Below are 17263 nucleotides of genomic sequence, written 5' to 3'. Positions count from 1 at the left end.
ACAAAGTTGATGCTTGTTTTAGCATGACGAGGATTGTAAGAAGTTGGATACTTTGTAAAAAGCATAAATATTTTCTTATAGTCGCGATTTTTTGCATTCTCAACTAAAGTTGCGTGCTGCAGCAACTTGCTCACTGTTTCAGCTTCGTTGAGATTATTACGCCACTTACATTCTGCAATAAGAAGTTGCTTGTTAATATCGTCTTGCGCAACAATATCGATATCAGTTTGTTCACGAGCAAAAGGATCGGCACCCCACCATTTACCTAACTTAGTTGGCAAAAAGTCCATTCCACCAATTTTGCATTGGTGCACAATCCACTGTTCGCACATTTTCTCAAACTGTTGACCTACAAAAGTACTAAACACTTCATGCTCACCACCAAGAACGCTACTTGTGGCAGCGTGTGAAAGTCCGCGTTCAATCAATCCTTTATTAGGAGCAACAAACCTATACCAATACGCAAAAAATGGGTCACAAATCTGCCATGATCCTTTTTTACAATTAAGTGGATTCATGCCAAATGGAATATTTCTTTCAATCAGCCCAAGTCCTTCTAATGTTTTTAAATACACGTTCACTGATGTAGCTGGCAATCCAATACGATCCGATATTAAAGTCGGAGTATTGCATCCCGTAGCGAGGGCATTTAGCACACTATTGTACGTTGAAGGATCGCGCAATTCTTGGCGCATAAGCATGTCTGGTTCAGCGTACAAAATTCCTGAAATGTTAAAGCATAATTGCTCAAGATTTTCCGCAAACGTAGAATTATCATCCAACTGCTCAATATAGTATGGTGTTCCTCCAAGGGATGCAAAATAGTTGATTTTATCTTCCCAAGTAGCATTATTTGGCATAAGCTCAGCTGCTTCAAAAAGATTAAATGGTTGCAACCGAACCTGCGCTGTACGTCTTCCATAAAGCGGACTCTTCTTACCAAGCACTTCACTTTCCATGAATCCTTCGTTACTGCCGCACAAAATAAGAGTCATGTTTGCATTCTTAAATTTATGATCTATCGCAATTTGGAATGTTGACGCTAAGGATTTATCTGCTTGAGCTGCGTAAGGAAATTCATCGAAAACTAGAATAAGTGGAGATTGAGAAGCGTTCTGATCTGCGTTGTTAGATTGTTGTGCAATAAAATCAAGAGCATCGTTCCAATTGTTAAATGATCCTGTAGTTGCGGGGAGATTGAAGAAATCATATACAGTGCGAGAGAAATCGCGCAAATTCTCAATATTAGTTTGCTCGCTAGCAGTAAAAAGTATTGCGTGCTTATTTTTACAAAATTGTGAAATAAGCGAAGTTTTTCCTATTCGTCTTCGACCATAAACTATTGCCATCTGGAACGAGTGCTTGCTGTTTTCATACAGTTTTTCAAGTACCTGTAACTCGTCTTTCCTGCCGACAAAAACCATATTCCACCTGCTGCTATGCCAATAATTGCAATATTTTTCAGTGCATCTTATAGCTGCCTAAATTGTACTCAAGCTATTATAATCGCGATTATTATAATCGTAATTATAATAATCTAAATTATATTATTTTTCAATATAATCAACGCAGTCGCATGTTATCGTGGCAGTTTTTGCTAACTAGAATAAGTCGTCGTGAGATCCTAAGCGTAGAAATATAATGCAATCTTCTTTAACTTGATACAACAGTAGAACATCTGCAGACACATGCAATTCATGCACGCCTTTGTATGAGCCTTTAAGAATATGATCTCTATAAGTTGCAAGCTCGCGAGAATCTGCACCATTGCAAATAAGTCTCACAATATTGATTACTTGCTCAATATCGTAATGCTTCTGCTTATATTTCTTAACATCTCGCAGATAGATTGGACTATAAAATGGCGGTTTAGGCATTGCGCATCAGCTCAGCAAAATCGTCTACAGTGCCTGCAGCTATTGGTTTTTCTTTCATAGCTTCATCAATAGCGTGCTCATATGTAGAACTTTCAAGTGAAAATGGGAAACGTTGCGTATTTACAATCTGATACAAGAATAGGTTGACTGCTGAACTCATATCAAGACCATAATGTTCAAGAACTTGCGATGCACTATCTCGTATTTCTGGATTAACTCTTACACTTAATCTGCCTGTTCTAGCTGTTTTTGTAGAAGTCATGTCGTTTCCTTTAAGCTCAAAATCATAAATTTGTTATTCATGCTTTGCTTTATTATAACAGACCTACAGCACCCAACGTAATACCAAAGTAGCACCATTGTGTACACAATTATTACAAAATAACAAGTTATCGTGGCAAAAATTGCAAAATTAGCAAAAACTGCCACGATAACTCGGTTTTTGCGATATAATATAACTCATACGCCAATACGAAAAAGGCGTTTGGCTCTTGTAAAAGGATTTTGCTATGACCGTGAATCAAGAAAAACTGTATCGCCGCGAAAAGTATCTTAGCAAAATTCGCGCGTTTTACGATGATAGCGATCTTATAAAAGTGATTACCGGAATTCGCAGATGTGGCAAATCAAGTCTTATGCGAACAATTATTGATGAGCTTAAAGAACGAAGTAATCCAGTTCCAGAATCTAATATTATTTATATAAATCTTGATAAACGCGAATACAGAAACGTAAAATCAGCCGATCAGCTTGACTTTCTTATAGAAAAACTTACTAATACTAGTGGCTTAAAATACGTGTTTCTAGATGAAATACAAAATGTTAAAGGATTTGAAGAAGTATTAAACGGCTTTCGAGAAGAAGGCGGATATTCTATTTTTATAACGGGATCCAATTCCTATTTGCTAAGTGGTGAATTAGCAACAAAATTAACTGGAAGATATCTTGAATTTGAGATGTTTCCGCTAAGTTTTGACGAGTATGAAGATTTCAAAAAATTCTATGATAAACCAGTAGATTCCGACATTAGTAAAGAGCTTAATAATTATATTCTCGAAGGTGGTTTCCCTCGTACTATTGCCATAGATAATATGAGTGACAAGCGAACGTATGTAAGTAATGTTATTAAAGAAATTTTTGATAAAGATATTAAAACTCGAGTAAAAATTAAAGATACGCAAGCATTTGAAGCTGTACGTAACTATATTATTAACAATTTTGGCGCTACGACTAGTATCAATAGCTTGTGCGAATCTTTAAAGAAGAATGGATTAGCTATAAGTCGTACTACTTTAGCAAGGTATATTCGTGTTCTTTTGGATGCGAAAATCATTTATGAATGCCCACGTTTCGACATGAAATCAAAACGTGCTCTTTGCGGAGAAAAGAAGTATTACTTAGCAGATTTAAGTTTTTATTACTCTCTCAATACGGATAATCGCATAAACTATGGTCCTACTTTGGAAAATATTGTGTACTTATACGCTAAAAGCTTTGGATACTCTATAAGCGTTGGTCGTATTGGAAAGTTGGAGTGTGATTTCATTCTGCGCAATGCAGATATGGATTATTCTTACGCGCAAGTAGCTTATACGATTTTGCTGAGTCGTCAAACAGAAGACCGCGAGTATAGGGCTTTAGAAGCTATTCATGATAATTATGAAAAATATGTTATGACCATGGATTCACTTATACAAAAACGTAACGGCATTAAGCACGTAAATATTGCAGATTTTATTAAAAATAAGCAGATTTTTTAGAAAACTAGAATAAATAATCTGTGCGTTATCGTGGCAGATTTTGCGATTTTTGCAATTTTTGCCACGATAACTCCATAAGTACGCGGATATTTAAAATAGTTCCAAAACGGAAATATTCTTAAATAATTAAATAAAAAAGAGGTTGCTTATGAAAAGTGCATAAGCAACCTGAGTGATTAACTGATTAACTAATTAACGAAGTAATTAAGCAACTAAGCGACTACTGGTTAGCGACTAGAAATCCCAATCATCATCATCAGTTTCAACTGACTTGCCCATAATGTAGCTTGAGCCAGATCCAGAGAAGAAGTCGTGATTTTCGTCTGCAGCAGGAGATAAAGCCGCGAGAATTTCCGGGCTTACATGAGTTTCTTCTTCGCTGTATTTTGCTGGATATCCAAGGTTCATCAAAGCCTTGTTAGCGTTATAGCGCACGAAGTCAAAAACGTCATCGTGGAAGTCAAATCCTTCGTAAATCTGACCAGAATACTCAACTTCCAAATCGTACAAAGTGTCGAGCAAGTTCATAGTGAACTTTTCAAGATTCTTCTGATCTCGCTCGCTCCTAAGTTCCAAACCGCGCTGGAACTTGTATCCTGAATAATAGCCGTGAATAGCTTTATCGCGCAAAATCAAGCGAATCATATCAGCAGTGTTCATCATCTTTCCGCGAGAAGCAAAGTAAAGTGGCAAATAGAAGCCTGCATAAAGAAGAAGTGACGAAAGCATAGTCGCTGCAATCTTACGCTTAAGCGGATCTTCGCTTTCATACTCGCAAAGCACAGTGGTAACGCGCTGCTGCAAAACATCGTTTCCAACAGCCCAACGATAAGCCTCGTCAATCTCCTCGCTAGAGCAAAGAGTAGAGAAAATAGAGGAGTAGGAACGTGCGTGAATTGATTGCATAAAAGCAATATTTGTGTAAATAGCCTGCTCATGCTCAGTGCGAGCGTGCTCAATCTGGCAAAGCTCACCAATAGTTGCCTGGCTGGTATCAAGCAAAGTCAATCCTGTAAAAACGCGAGTAGTGGTCTTGCGCTCAAGGTCAGTGAGTGAGCGCCAAGAAGGAATATCATTGCTCAGAGGAACTTTTTCAGGAAGCCAGAAGTTAGCTATAAGGCGATTCCAAACATCCAAATCCTTGTCGTCAATAATATTGTTCCAATTAACTGGGCGCACGCGCGAGCCGTGATGGTAGCGATACTGAGCTGGTGTGATGGAAGCTGCCATCATAGCGTCATCTGCGATTATGCGATTTGTGCCAAAAGGCTTATCGAGGCTACTTCTAAGCGCAGTTGGGTCGAGCGCAGTTGGGGCGAGCTCGGTTGGGCTGAGTTCTGTCATAATTACTCCTGATTTTGTGTTTACGTTTTATAAAATTTTTAAGTTTTGATTTAATCTTTTAAAGATTTACGGTGCTAAGATTTACAGCGTAAATCTTCATAGCTCTAAGATTTATTGTCATAGATAGATTTACAGCGTAAAGATTTTTGCGCTACGCACTATAGCGTGCAGCTTACGCAACCTTCGATTTCTGTACCTTCCAAAGCTTTCTGGCGAATACGAATGTAGTAAAGAGTTTTAATTCCCTTTCGCCATGCGTAAATCTGAGCTTTGTTTAAATCTCGAGTAGTTGTAGTGTCTGGGAAGAACAAAGTGAGTGACAATCCTTGATCCACATGCTGAGTTGCTTGTGCGTAAGTGTCAATAATCGCCTTCCAGCCAATTTCGTAAGCATCCTTGAAGTATTGCATATTGTCATTTGTCATGTATGCTGCAGGGTAGTAGACGCGACCAACTTTGCCCTCTTTGCGAATCTCAATACGGGAAGCAATCGGGTGAATCGAACTCGTGGAATGGTTAATGTACGAGATAGAACCAGTCGGAGGAATAGCTTGCAAATACTCGTTGTAAATGCCATCGCGCAAAATCTCATCGCGCAACTGCTCCCAATCGCTGACGGTTGGAATTGCAACGTTAAAACGAGCAAACAAATCACGAACTGTTTGAGTTTTAGGTTCGAGCGAGCGGCTTCCGTTAGTGTACTTATCGAAGTAGTTGCCTTTGCCTGCAGGCTTAGCGTAAGCGCTAGTCTTAAAGCTTGCAAAAGCGTGACCGCGCTCCACAGCCAAAGCGTGAGAAGCTTTATAAGCGTTGTAAGCAACTGTCATAAAGTACATGTCTGTAAAGTCAAGAGCTTCATCGCTGCCATATTGCATGTGTTCGCGAGCAAGGAAACCGTGCAAGTTCATCTGACCTAAGCCGATTGCGTGGCCTTCAGCATTTCCGCGGCGAATTGAAGGAACGGAATCAATCGAAGTGTGCTCGGAGACAGAAGTGAGTGCGCGCACAGCAAGCTCAACGCTTGTACTCAAGTTTCCATCCATCGCCTTAGCGATATTAAGAGAGCCAAGATTGCAAGAAATATCGCGACCTACGTGACTGTAAGTCAAATCTGCGTTATAAGTGCTTGCTTCCTGAGTTTGTAAAATCTCAGAGCACAAGTTGCTCATAGTAATGCGACCTTCAATAGGATTTGTGCGATTGACAGTATCTTCAAACAAAATGTAAGGGTAGCCTGATTCAAACTGAATCTCAGCAAGCGTCATAAAGAATTCACGAGCGTCAATGTACTTCTTGTGAATGCGAGGATTTGCAACCATTTCATCATAATGTTCAGTAACAGAAATGTCTGCAAAAGGCTTACCATACTCGCGTTCAACATCGTAAGGGCTAAATAAAGCCATCTTTTCTTTACGCTTAGCGAGCTCAAAAGTAATATCTGGAATTACAACGCCCAAAGAAAGTGATTTGATACGAATTTTCTCGTCAGCGTTCTCGCGCTTAGTGTCCAGGAAACGCATAATATCTGGGTGGTGAGCGCTAATGTATACAGCTCCAGCTCCCTGACGAGCGCCAAGCTGATTAGCGTAAGAGAATGAATCTTCTAAAAGTTTCATAACAGGCACAACGCCGCTAGATTGATTCTCGATTCGCTTAATAGGAGCGCCAAGTTCGCGCAAATTCGTAAGTAGCAGAGCCACTCCGCCACCGCGCTTAGAAAGTTGTAAAGCAGAGTTAATTCCACGAGCAATAGATTCCATGTTATCTTCCAAGCGCACGAGGAAACAGCTTACAGCCTCGCCACGCTGAGCTTTACCAAGATTTAGGAATGTTGGTGTGGCTGGTTGGAAGCGACCTAAAAGCATCTCATCCAAATAGTTCAGTGCTGCTTTTTCATCACCGTCTGCAAGTTCCAATGCAACGGCAGCTGCGCGCTGAGCGAAGTTTTCCAAATACTGTTTGCCGTCAAAAGTTTTCAAAGCGTATGAAGTATAGAACTTAAAAGCGCCTAAGAATGTGCCAAAAGTGTGGTGAGCAGATTCTGCATGCTCATAGAACTTGTTAAGGAAGTCATCGCTGTACTTGCCGAACACATTGCCGTTGTAGTAGTAGTTGTCAATCAAATAATTCAAGCGTTCACGAGTGGAATTAAATTTCATGCTATGTTTTTGCACATAATCCGAAATGTAAAGCTTTTCTGCTTCCTTGTCTTTATCAAACTGAATGCCTTTTTCTGGATCAAAAAGACCGAGCATAGCGTTAAGAACGTGGTAGTCGTGGCTGTTTTGAATTCTCTGCGCTGTGCTGTTAGCGCTGTTACCAGTTGTGCTACCATCGGATTCAATGCTTGCGGTATCAGTGTGATCAAGATTAAGCGAAGTAGATTCGCTCATCGGATCTGTGCTATTCATTTGATTGATTCCTTTCTTTTACGCGTTGCGCTTACTTTTTAAACGCTGCTGTTTTTTATTTTTATTTTTATTTTTTTTATTATTTATTTATTTATTTATTTGATGCTTTTATTTATTGCTTTTATTTGTTTCTTTTTCTATTTCTTTTAATTGCTTTAAAAATTTAGGTATTCCATTCGCTACTTTTTCAATATCTTCTTGAGTTCCTGTTAATTCAAACGAGTACATATTTGGAATTGCACACTTTCCTGCAATCTGGCTTCCTGCAGCACAATAAGCTTCTGCGAAATTCGTATTTCCGGAAGAAATTACACCTCTAATAAAAGAACGATTTTCTCTGTTATTTAAGAATTTACGAACTTGTATTGGGATTGCTTTTGATATATTTCCTCCGCCATAAGTTGGTACTATTAGCACATATGGTTCGCGCACGTTTAGTTCTGGATCTTTCGGTCTAAGTGGTATACGATACACGTTCACGTTGTTGCTAGGGAAATCACAATTTTTTACAAATCGCAATGTGTTCTCGGAAACTGATGAAAAATACACTACTGCACCAATTGATTCGCCTTTTGCTTTTGCTTCTGGCTCGCTTGGCTGTGCGATGTTTTCTTGTTCTTCTTGCTCGCTCATTTTATGCTTCTTGGATTTTTTCTGATTCTTGATTGCAATTTTCGAGTTTGTCTGCAATTTGCGCAATTAAATCTGGGCGGTATCCGCTCCAAGACGAATCTGGTGTAATAACTACTGGCGCTTGTCGGAATCCTGCTTCACGCAACTGATCTAATGTTGAAGGGCTTTGAGTTAAGTCTACTGTTTCAAAATTTACGCCAAGTTTAGTGAATTGACGTTTCGTGGCATCACATTGTGGGCAATGTGGCTTTGTGAAAACTGTTATAGTCACGATTCTTCTCCCTTCGCTGCATGTATTTGAGTTTTTTAGTTTTAGGTTCAAGATGCCTTTTGGTGCTTTTGTTTCTGAGCACGGTTTAACAGTCTACTACCAATTAACACTATTTATAGTGGTGTGTTGTGTAGTCAATCACTATATTTAGTATTTTTTAATTTTTGTAAATGCGCGTGTTTATAAGATTTATGCGGAATTTGAGCTATTCTATCAAAACTAAAAATGTAATCTTTATCACAAAATTGCGATTCCTGTTAGATCTTTAAATATGTGCTTTATCTTGTGCACATGCTTTATCTTGTGCACATAGGTAGATAAACTTAAAACGTGCATTTTGATTGGTTAAGTGTTAAAAGATAAAACAGTCATAAAACAATAAAACAGTCATAAAACAGTCATAGATAATCAAAAGATAGAGGTACAAAATGACGGAAATTCAAGCTAAAGCAAATATTGGCGTTGTTGGCTTGGCAGCTATGGGTTCTAATTTAGCGCGTAATCTTGCGCATCATGGCAATACTGTTGCTGTTTACAATCGTCATTATTCTAGAACTGAAACTTTAATGAACGAGCATGGAAGTGAGGGTGCATTCGTTCCATCTAAAACTGTTGAAGAATTTGTAGCATCCTTGAAACGACCACGTACTGCAATAATTATGGTAAAAGCTGGAGCTCCTACTGATGCTGTTATTGAAGAACTTGCGAATGCTATGGAGCCTGGAGATATTATTGTTGACGGCGGAAATTCTTATTTTGAAGACACTATTCGTAGAGAGCGTGACATTCGTGCTCGCGGTCTTCATTATGTTGGTTGCGGTGTTTCTGGTGGCGAAGAAGGAGCTTTGCGTGGACCTTCTATGATGCCTGGTGGCACTGAGGAATCTTGGAAAACTCTTGGTCCTATTTTGAAGTCGATTGCAGCTGTTGCAGAAGGTGAGCCTTGCGTAACGCATATTGGTACTGACGGTGCTGGTCATTTTGTGAAGATGGTTCACAATGGCATTGAGTATTCAGATATGCAACTTATTGCTGAAAGCTACGATTTAATGCTTCGCGGTTTATGCATGAAGTCAGACGATATTGCTGACGTATTTAGCGAGTGGAATAAAGGCGAGCTTGATTCTTATTTGATTGAAATTACAGCTGATGTTTTGCGCCAGAAAGATGCTAAAACTGGTAAGCCTTTGGTTGAAATGATGGTAGATCACGCTGGAATGAAGGGTACTGGTACTTGGACTGTGCAATCTGCACTTTCGCTCGGAATACCTGTTACCGGTATTGCTGAAGCTGTGTTTGCTCGCGGACTTTCAAGTCAAGTTGACTTGCGAAAGGCTGCGCAAAGCCAAGATTTGACTGGTCCGGACGTGCATTTTGATTTTAATGATGATGAGCGTAAAGCTTTTATTGAAGATATTCGTCAAGCTTTGTATGCTTCTAAGATTGTTTCTTACGCACAAGGTTTTGATGAGATTGCTGCTGCTGCGCGTGAGCACGATTGGAAGATTGATCAGGCTGCAGTTGCTCGCATTTGGCGAGGTGGCTGCATTATTCGAGCGCAATTCTTGAATCGTGTTTCTGAAGCCTTTGAGTCCGGTGAAGCAAGCGTTTCTTTGCTTTTTGCGCCTTACTTTAAGGAAGCTATTGAGCGATCTCAAGCTGCTTGGCGTAGAGTTATTTCTCGCGCTGTTGAGCATGGCGTTCCTGTGCCAGCATTCTCAAGCTTGCTAGCTTATTATGATGGTTTGCGCTCCAAGCGTTTGCCGGCATCACTTATTCAGGCTCAGCGCGATTTCTTCGGCGCTCACACTTACGGTCGTATTGATGAGCCAGGCGTATTCCACACTTTGTGGGCAGATCCTAATCGCTCAGAAGTAAAGCAAGATTAAAACAAATATAATCTAAAAATAATTCTTGCGTAAGCGTCACATGCGTTATTATTCTGCGTGTGACGCTTTCTTTTTGCCTTATAGTACCTTTTACAACTTGGATTGTAAATTTGTGCTGGGTTCGTTCAATTGTTGCTGAGTGCAGTTTTCCTTGATATTTCACCAGTTTTATAAAGATTTTCCCAATTGCGCCATGTTTTGTCAAGCAGATTTTCGCAAATGCGCCATGTTTTTATGGGTCAATTTTCCCAATTGCGCCATGTTTCGAACATGATATTTCCGCAATTGCGCCAACATAATTTGCTTTTTTAAGATTTTCGCTAAGCGTTGTGAAATCTATGCGATTATTGAATTGCAGCTTGCAGTGTTTCTGCTGTTGTCATCCAAGAGATTTCGTCTGTTCCGTTAGCGAAAGACGCAGGATATTTTGGATTGTCATTTTCAGAAAGTACATTCATTAAAGCAACACTTTTTTCAACTCCAGCAGTCAAAAACCAAGTCTTGCGACTTCGTGCCAATACTGGAACAGTAAGCGACAATCGCATTGGCGGGTTCTTAGGCGAGTGGTTTACGCCAACAACAATGCGCTCGCGATTATTAACTTGCGGCAATCCTGGGAAAAGGGATGCCATATGAGCGTCAGGCCCCATGCCTAACACAGCTAAATCAAAAACAGGTTTTTCTCCTAATAAGCCAACAATCTCATCTTCGTATTCTCGTGATGCAGAATCTAAAATAGCGTCATTTTCAGCATCACTTGCATTCGAGATTTCTTCCGCACTGCGTTCATCTGAAGGCATCTCGTGAATATGAGATTCTGATAAAGCTTTGTTAGAAGTAAGCAAGTTAAGAAGCGTTTCGCGAGCTTTGAGCGCGTTTCGATCTTCGCTATCGTAAGATACAAAGCGTTCATCTGCCCACCAAATATGAACTAAATTCCAATTGATTGCAGGAAGAAGAGGATTGCTTGCTAACATGCGGAACATGCGAATAGTGTCAGTTCCGCCTGTAAGAAGTAAATGGAATGGTTTATTAAGATTTTGCACATTATTTTGTGAATCCATAATAATCGTAACTAATCGTTGTGCTGCAACAGCTGCAAGTATTTCACGATTATCATATCCATATACGATTGCATTATGAGAGAATTTAACATCGTCTGTCATGGTTTGCCTTGTTTACTTTATATTGTTTTTTCTTTATGTTTATTGATTTATTTATTTTACTTTATTTTGATTTATTTATTTATTTATCTATCGATCGGTTTATCTATCTAGATTTATCTAGATCTATCTATTGCAGTCTGCTTTAACAATTTGAGCATAAATTTCATCTGGGTCGATTCTTCGTAATTCTTCACTTAGGCAATCATCTAAAGTGCGAATAGGAAGAGCAATTGGTTGTGCTGCTTGTCCTGGCAAGCTAATCATTGCCTGATCGCTTCCGTCTGGTCGAGTCAGTGACAATACTCCATCTTCCCGCTCTAGTGTTACAGAAGTGATTGCTTTTGCGTCTTGTGTTTCTATGCTTTCAACAGGAACATTCAAAGTAATCTTTAGCCACATCTTAAGCAAATGCAAAGGAACATAGTGATTAGGTCCTGTTACGGTTGCTTTCAAAATAGGCAAGTGAGGTGGCTGATCTAGCATAGAAGCCAACATTGCTCGCCATAAAGTAAGGCGTGTCCAAGAAAGATCTACATCGTTTGCTGACCAGTTTTTGCGCAAATTTTGCACAGTTTTAATAGTGTCTTCAGAATATTGTGCGTCAGTAATTCGACTACTAGCCATTGCTCCAAGTAAATCATGTGCAGGATCTTCTGGCGCATTGGTTGGCCACCAAGCAACAATCGGAGCGTCTGGAACAAGCAAAGGTATAACAAGAGTATCTGGGTGTCTAACTAAACCATTATGAGGGTATAAGATAATTATTTCTCCAGCTCCAGCATCTGCGCCGAAACGTACTTGAGCATCAAGATTTGGTATAATTTCTCCTCGCTCATCAGCGTGTTCACTAGACCAATCGCGAACTATTGCAATAACTCTGCAAGGATGTTCTCTGCTTGCTGCGTTTGCTGCACCTAAAGCGTGTTCTAGTTCTTTAAGTGATGTGTCAATTAGTAAAGTGAGCACACGTCCAGTTGCAGATTCTCCTCGCTCTTCGTGAAGTTCGTCTATTTTAGACGCAATTTTGCTTGTATTTGTATCTGGAAGATCAATAATCATGGCAATCTCCAATGTCGATTATCTCGAGCAAGCATATCATCTGCTTGTTTAGGTCCCCAAGTTCCAGCTCGATATGGTTGAGGCTGTGTTCCAAGAGTGCTCCAGAATTCTTCAATAGGATCGAGAATTTTCCAGCTCAATTCAACTTCTTTAGTTGTTGGGAAAAGCGGTGGTTCTCCAAGAAGTACATCAAGAATTAGGCGTTCATAAGCTTCAGGGGAGCTTTCAGTAAATGAACGACCATAGCTAAAGTCCATAGACACATCGCGTACTTCCATAGCTGTTCCGCCTGGTACTTTTGCTCCAAATCTCATAGTTACGCCTTCGTCTGGCTGAACGCGAATCACAATTGCATTACTTCCAAGTTCACGCACAGCAGTAGATTCAAAAGGCAAATGTGGTGCTCTTTTGAAAATTACAGCAATTTCTGTAACTCTTTTACCTAAGCGTTTGCCTGTGCGCAAGTAGAATGGAACTCCAGCCCATCTGCGAGTGTCAACATCTAATCGCACTGCTGCGTATGTTTCAGTAGTACTTTTCGGATCTATTCCTTGTTCTTCTAAATATCCAACAGCTTTATATGATCCTTGCCATCCTGCAGAGTATTGTCCGCGAGCTGTATTTGTAGCTAAATCTTGTGGAAGTCGAATTGCGGATAATATTTTCGTTTTTTCTGCAGTTAAATCTCCTGCACGGAAACTAACTGGTTCTTCCATAGCTGTTAATGCCATTAGTTGGAGTAAATGATTTTGTATTACATCTCTAGCAGCGCCAATACCATCGTAGTATCCAGCTCTGCCACCTATGCCGATATCTTCAGCCATTGTTATTTGCACGTGATCAACGTAATTTGCATTCCAAATTGGTTCATACATTGAGTTTGCAAAACGAAATGCAAGAAGATTTTGTACAGTTTCTTTTCCTAAATAATGGTCGATTCTGAACACGGAATTAGAATCGAAAACTTCCGATACAACGCGATCTAATTCTTTAGCGCTTGCTAAATCATGCCCGAATGGTTTTTCGATTATCACTCTTCTCCATGCGTGATTAGAAGAATGGGAGAGTCCGGAAGCTGCTAGTTGTTTTGCAACTACTGGGAAACTAGATGGTGGAACAGACATGTAGAATGCATGATTTCCGCGAGTTCCGCGATCTCTATCTAATTCGCTTACTGTTTTACTTAAACGTTCAAAAGCTTGTGAATCATCAAAAGTTCCGCGTACAAATCGTATTCCCTTCGCAAGATTTGTCCAAGTAGATTCACGGAATGGTGTGCGGCAATGTTCTTGAATATTTTCTCGTACAAAATTTACGAAATGTTCATCAGTCCAATCGCGTCTAGCAAAACCAGTAAGTCCGAATCCTGGCGGTAAAAGTCCGCGATTAGCTAAATCGTATACTGCTGGCATAAGTTTTTTGCGCGCTAAATCGCCTGTAATGCCAAAAATTACTAAACTGCATGGGCCTGCGATGCGAGCTAATCGCAAATCTCTAGGATCTCGCAATGGGTTATGCCATGTTAATGCTTTATCTACGGAATCGTTATTAGATTCTGTATTGTTGCATTGTGTCCTCAACTCAGTCATATTCACTATCGTAATGTTGTGATGATATTTTTCACACGCGCTTTATGATTTTGCCCAAAACTTAGCTTGTAGTTTGCAGTTAAATATGCATTTATTTGATTTTTAAATTTTTGTATAGGTTTATTTACAAAGTATGCTTTGCTATTAGTTAGGCAGAGATTTAAGATTTTTCGCCCTGAATGAGATTTTTAGTGCAATTTTTTATCGCGCACGCAGTAACAGCTCAACACTTCGCTGGCAGGGAAGTCCACTGGACTTCCTCTCTGTGCCAGCTCACTCATCGAGGGAGCTTAAAGCGCACTATGCTGCTTTAATCTCGGTCGATTCGCAGCCCGATGGTGATTCATCGAATGAAGAAGAAAAATCGAAAAATCTCAGTGATTAACCGAAGATTAAAAGACTAAACATGCAAAGAGCTCTCGGAGTTTCTCTTAGAGCAATGTAAAAATCTTGCGATGAGAGAAACTCCGAGAGCTCAGCCCCATTTGATAGGAAAATCCTGTAAATAAACCTATAGTTTTATTTACGCAATCATCCTCCGCATATTGCAAGACGAATCATGCGAGCGTAATGTGGACCTCCGACTGGAGTTAAGTGTACGCCATCATCTGTTAGATATTCTGAATGGCCATTGCTTAACCCATGCCAATCGATAATTCCAACATTAGGATTACGTGAAGCAAAATCACGCAATCTGGAATTCGTAGCGTCTTGCCATGGTTGTGGAACTCTAGTTGTTACAAAGTAGATTGGCTTACCTTTGGCTACGTCTACCATATGCTGGAGCACTGAGTCGTTTCTTGGCAATCCGTTTGTACCAAGAGCGTAAATAACTACATCTCCTTTATGCCCATCTGATGCATCTTTTTCATAAGTGTCTGCGCCGTGATAGATTTGTCGGCTAACTTTTCCATCTATGAATGCGTTAGGCAATTCTTTGAGAAGATAAGGTTTTGCTCCTTCAGTAATTGAATCTCCAACCATTGTTAGCTTTGCAGAGCAAGTTCCTTTTTTCTTATCTATTTCCATATTGGAAGTATTCAGATTTTCTGGCACTTTTTCTGCAATAGGATTAAGAACTTTATGTTTAGCTGGATGAGGTAATCCAGAAATCTTTTTAATATTTTCAATCTTTCCTTTGAAAATTGTGTTGCTATGTCGATTATTCAAATTTTTAGATTGTGAATTGCTTTTCTCTTTGTTTGAATCATTAGATTTTTCGTTATTTTGTATATTGCTTATGTTTGCAGATAGTTCAGGTCTTAATTGCAAAGATCTTTCTTTTGCAATATCTTTCCAATTAAGTGGCAATATAATTAGCGCAACTGTAATCGCTGCACAAACTACTATGAAAACATCTCGAATAGCGAACGTTACTTTATTTGTGCTCATAGTTGAGTCTATTGAGCCTAATGTATTAGCTTCTTTCAGAGAGAATTTGTGCTTAATTAGCGGCATTTCAAATATGCGATAGAATACTTCGCAAATTGCAATTGCTAATAAGAATTGTAGTATCTGTTCCCACCATGATGCCAAGCTTGTGCGCGTTGCAGGATTAAGAATCTCAAAAAGAGGGAAATGAACTAAATATAGTGCGAAAGAGCGTTTTCCAAGGTATTCAAATGGTTCGAATCCAAGAATTTTGTAGCATAAATTATCTTTTTGCAAGCATGCCCACAGCATTATTGCGCATAGCAATGCTACTAGTGTGTATCCTCCGTAAGGAATCCATGGAGTTGTGCCATCTTCCATAACATATGCGTAAATTAATATAACTACAGCGCATATTCCTATGATTGAACGAATCCACGATGCTAGTGGAGCGTAAGTGTGTATATGTGGTTTTGAACTGAAAACGTTTTTTGGTAACTCTTTAATATCAATATCTGAGTTTTGTTCTTCATGTTGTTCGCAAAGATCTATTTGTAGACCAGCACGTAAATCTTGAGGAATATTGTTTTCTAAGTCGTAATTGTACGTTTTGTAGCTTGATTCGCTATTATCGTCAATTGATTCGTTTGTAAATTTCTCAGTTGATTCGTTTGCGGATTCTCTTTCTAAATCGTTTTCTGATTTAGATGAATATTGACCTTCGTTATAAACACTTTCTTGAGCGTCAATAAGTGCTTTTCTGCGTTCTTTATTTGAGAAAATAAACGTGAAGGAATCTGCAATAAATCCTCTTATAGAGCCTTTAGAGAACCACGTAGAATACATGGCAAATAATGCGCCAATTAAGAATTCAGATCCTCTTGTATCCAAAGAGTAGTAAACGCGTGCAATTGTCATTCCATCGCCATAAATAAAGCTGATAATTGCAGTTGTGACAGTTGAAGCAAGTGTTAAAAGAATTGTTAAATTTATGCGAATAAATGCTGAACGTACAAACTTAATAAGCGCTAGTAATATAACTGGCCATATTACGAATGCTTGCATTACAAGACCAAGATACCATAAATGTTTAATAGGAGAAGGTAATCCAGCTTGATCAAAGTAAGAAACATGACGTAGAACATACACCATATTGCTAAAGAATCCTGCGCCGCCAAGCGCGTCTGATTGCAATTTTGGCAATAAGCTTGGTGAAAATAGCCATAAGAATGGTGCGCTTAATGCAATAATTCCTAAAGTTGAAGGCCAAATTCTCCTAATTCGATTCCATAAATATTTGAAATAATGTATGTGTAAATCTTTGTTATATAAGTGCAATAGCGTTATTGTGCTGAAATATCCTGCAAGCACGAGAAATAGCGTGACTCCTAAGAATCCGCCTTGTAACATTGCTGGTCTTAGATGGAATGCAACTATTCCTATGATTGCTAAAGCGCGCAATCCATCAATTGCTGGATTTCTTTTTGAAGAATTGTGAGTTTGCGTGTTGTTATCTGAGCCGCTTTTTGACCCATTTTTTGAGTTGATATTCGAGTTACTGTTCAAGTTGTTTGATGTGTTTATTGAATAGTTATGAGCGTCATCAATGGAATTATTAAGTTTATTATTGCGAGCAGTGAATACGTTGGTTTCTGAAAGTCTGCCTTCTTTTTCAGTTGCATTGTTTTGTTTTAAAAAGGCGATATCTGTATTAGGAATAACAGGATTCATGCCTGTTTTTTCTTTTGCCATCATGCCTGCAATTCGATTCGTTGTACTTCTTATTAAAGTAGTATTTTTGATAAAATCAGAATGATAATAACTACGTATTAAGACACTGTTGAGAGTTAAGCGTGTCTTAATTTTATGTACGAATATTGTATGTAATAATGC

Annotated in this window: 13 protein-coding genes; 2 read left to right on the top strand and 11 right to left on the bottom strand. The window is 39.1% G+C overall.

Features of this window, described 5'->3' with window-relative positions:
- The 3 genes from Q0X59_RS02495 to Q0X59_RS02485 all read right to left on the bottom strand — a co-directional run.
- On the bottom strand, positions 1-1424 hold a 1424-nt coding region (locus Q0X59_RS02495), incomplete at its 3' end, for an ATP-binding protein (protein ID WP_297642917.1).
- Positions 1425-1601: 177 nt separating this feature from the next.
- Positions 1602-1877 (bottom strand): type II toxin-antitoxin system YafQ family toxin, encoded by a 276-nt coding sequence (locus Q0X59_RS02490; RefSeq protein WP_012913985.1) that lies wholly within the window; start codon positions 1875-1877, stop codon positions 1602-1604.
- Entirely contained in the window at positions 1870-2139 is a 270-nt protein-coding gene (locus Q0X59_RS02485) for a type II toxin-antitoxin system RelB/DinJ family antitoxin (RefSeq protein WP_075523841.1), read from the bottom strand. The genes Q0X59_RS02490 and Q0X59_RS02485 overlap by 8 nt, the downstream gene beginning before the upstream one ends.
- 247 nt (positions 2140-2386) lie before the next feature.
- Here Q0X59_RS02485 and Q0X59_RS02480 point away from each other — a divergent pair, with 247 nt between their 5' ends.
- The gene (locus tag Q0X59_RS02480) at positions 2387-3637 is read left to right on the top strand and encodes an ATP-binding protein (protein ID WP_075523840.1); all 1251 of its coding nucleotides are present in this window, start codon (positions 2387-2389) and stop codon (positions 3635-3637) included.
- A 234-nt stretch (positions 3638-3871) separates the two neighbouring features.
- Here the strand turns inward: Q0X59_RS02480 and nrdF are convergent, their stop codons facing one another.
- From nrdF to Q0X59_RS02460, 4 genes are all read right to left on the bottom strand, one after another.
- Positions 3872-4981, bottom strand: a complete 1110-nt coding sequence (nrdF, locus tag Q0X59_RS02475) for a class 1b ribonucleoside-diphosphate reductase subunit beta (protein WP_082266300.1) — start codon at positions 4979-4981, stop codon at positions 3872-3874.
- 158 nt (positions 4982-5139) lie between these two features.
- Positions 5140-7392, bottom strand: a complete 2253-nt coding sequence (nrdE, locus tag Q0X59_RS02470; protein WP_297642913.1) for a class 1b ribonucleoside-diphosphate reductase subunit alpha — start codon at positions 7390-7392, stop codon at positions 5140-5142.
- A 108-nt stretch (positions 7393-7500) separates the two neighbouring features.
- A complete protein-coding gene (gene nrdI / locus Q0X59_RS02465; protein ID WP_296158143.1) occupies positions 7501-8025 on the bottom strand; it encodes a class Ib ribonucleoside-diphosphate reductase assembly flavoprotein NrdI in 525 nt (174 codons plus the stop codon).
- A 1-nt stretch (position 8026) separates the two neighbouring features.
- A complete protein-coding gene (locus Q0X59_RS02460) occupies positions 8027-8296 on the bottom strand; it encodes a glutaredoxin domain-containing protein (RefSeq protein ID WP_075523838.1) in 270 nt (89 codons plus the stop codon).
- Between the two features lie 428 nt (positions 8297-8724).
- Between Q0X59_RS02460 and gndA the strand changes: the two genes are divergently transcribed.
- The gene (gndA, locus tag Q0X59_RS02455) at positions 8725-10185 is read left to right on the top strand and encodes an NADP-dependent phosphogluconate dehydrogenase (protein ID WP_297642910.1); all 1461 of its coding nucleotides are present in this window, start codon (positions 8725-8727) and stop codon (positions 10183-10185) included.
- Between the two features lie 344 nt (positions 10186-10529).
- Here gndA and pgl read toward each other — a convergent pair whose 3' ends face one another.
- From pgl to Q0X59_RS02435, 4 genes are all read right to left on the bottom strand, one after another.
- A complete protein-coding gene (pgl, locus tag Q0X59_RS02450; RefSeq protein WP_297642908.1) occupies positions 10530-11351 on the bottom strand; it encodes a 6-phosphogluconolactonase in 822 nt (273 codons plus the stop codon).
- A gap of 123 nt (positions 11352-11474) precedes the next feature.
- Positions 11475-12410, bottom strand: a complete 936-nt coding sequence (locus Q0X59_RS02445) for a glucose-6-phosphate dehydrogenase assembly protein OpcA (protein ID WP_297642906.1) — start codon at positions 12408-12410, stop codon at positions 11475-11477.
- Positions 12407-13999: a glucose-6-phosphate dehydrogenase gene (gene zwf / locus Q0X59_RS02440; RefSeq protein WP_297642904.1), complete on the bottom strand. Its 1593-nt coding sequence runs from the start codon at positions 13997-13999 to the stop codon at positions 12407-12409. The genes Q0X59_RS02445 and zwf overlap by 4 nt, the downstream gene beginning before the upstream one ends.
- A gap of 531 nt (positions 14000-14530) precedes the next feature.
- Entirely contained in the window at positions 14531-17125 is a 2595-nt protein-coding gene (locus Q0X59_RS02435) for an acyltransferase family protein (protein WP_297642902.1), read from the bottom strand.
- Between the last annotated feature and the right edge of the window lie 138 nt (positions 17126-17263).

This window comes from uncultured Gardnerella sp. (assembly GCF_947280595.1).
GTDB classification, from domain to species: Bacteria; Actinomycetota; Actinomycetes; order Actinomycetales; family Bifidobacteriaceae; genus Bifidobacterium; species Bifidobacterium vaginale_A.
This window is presented reverse-complemented; position numbering and strand designations above follow the sequence as displayed.

Coding starts and splice junctions, on each gene's coding strand:
- Q0X59_RS02490 (WP_012913985.1), bottom strand. CDS start 1,877: ATGCCTAAACCGCCATTTTATAGTCCAATCTATCTGCGAGATGTTAAG.
- Q0X59_RS02485 (WP_075523841.1), bottom strand. CDS start 2,139: ATGACTTCTACAAAAACAGCTAGAACAGGCAGATTAAGTGTAAGAGTT.
- Q0X59_RS02480 (WP_075523840.1), top strand. CDS start 2,387: ATGACCGTGAATCAAGAAAAACTGTATCGCCGCGAAAAGTATCTTAGC.
- nrdF (WP_082266300.1), bottom strand. CDS start 4,981: ATGACAGAACTCAGCCCAACCGAGCTCGCCCCAACTGCGCTCGACCCA.
- nrdE (WP_297642913.1), bottom strand. CDS start 7,392: ATGAATAGCACAGATCCGATGAGCGAATCTACTTCGCTTAATCTTGAT.
- nrdI (WP_296158143.1), bottom strand. CDS start 8,025: ATGAGCGAGCAAGAAGAACAAGAAAACATCGCACAGCCAAGCGAGCCA.
- gndA (WP_297642910.1), top strand. CDS start 8,725: ATGACGGAAATTCAAGCTAAAGCAAATATTGGCGTTGTTGGCTTGGCA.
- pgl (WP_297642908.1), bottom strand. CDS start 11,351: ATGACAGACGATGTTAAATTCTCTCATAATGCAATCGTATATGGATAT.
- Q0X59_RS02445 (WP_297642906.1), bottom strand. CDS start 12,410: ATGATTATTGATCTTCCAGATACAAATACAAGCAAAATTGCGTCTAAA.
- zwf (WP_297642904.1), bottom strand. CDS start 13,999: ATGACTGAGTTGAGGACACAATGCAACAATACAGAATCTAATAACGAT.
- Q0X59_RS02435 (WP_297642902.1), bottom strand. CDS start 17,125: ATGATGGCAAAAGAAAAAACAGGCATGAATCCTGTTATTCCTAATACA.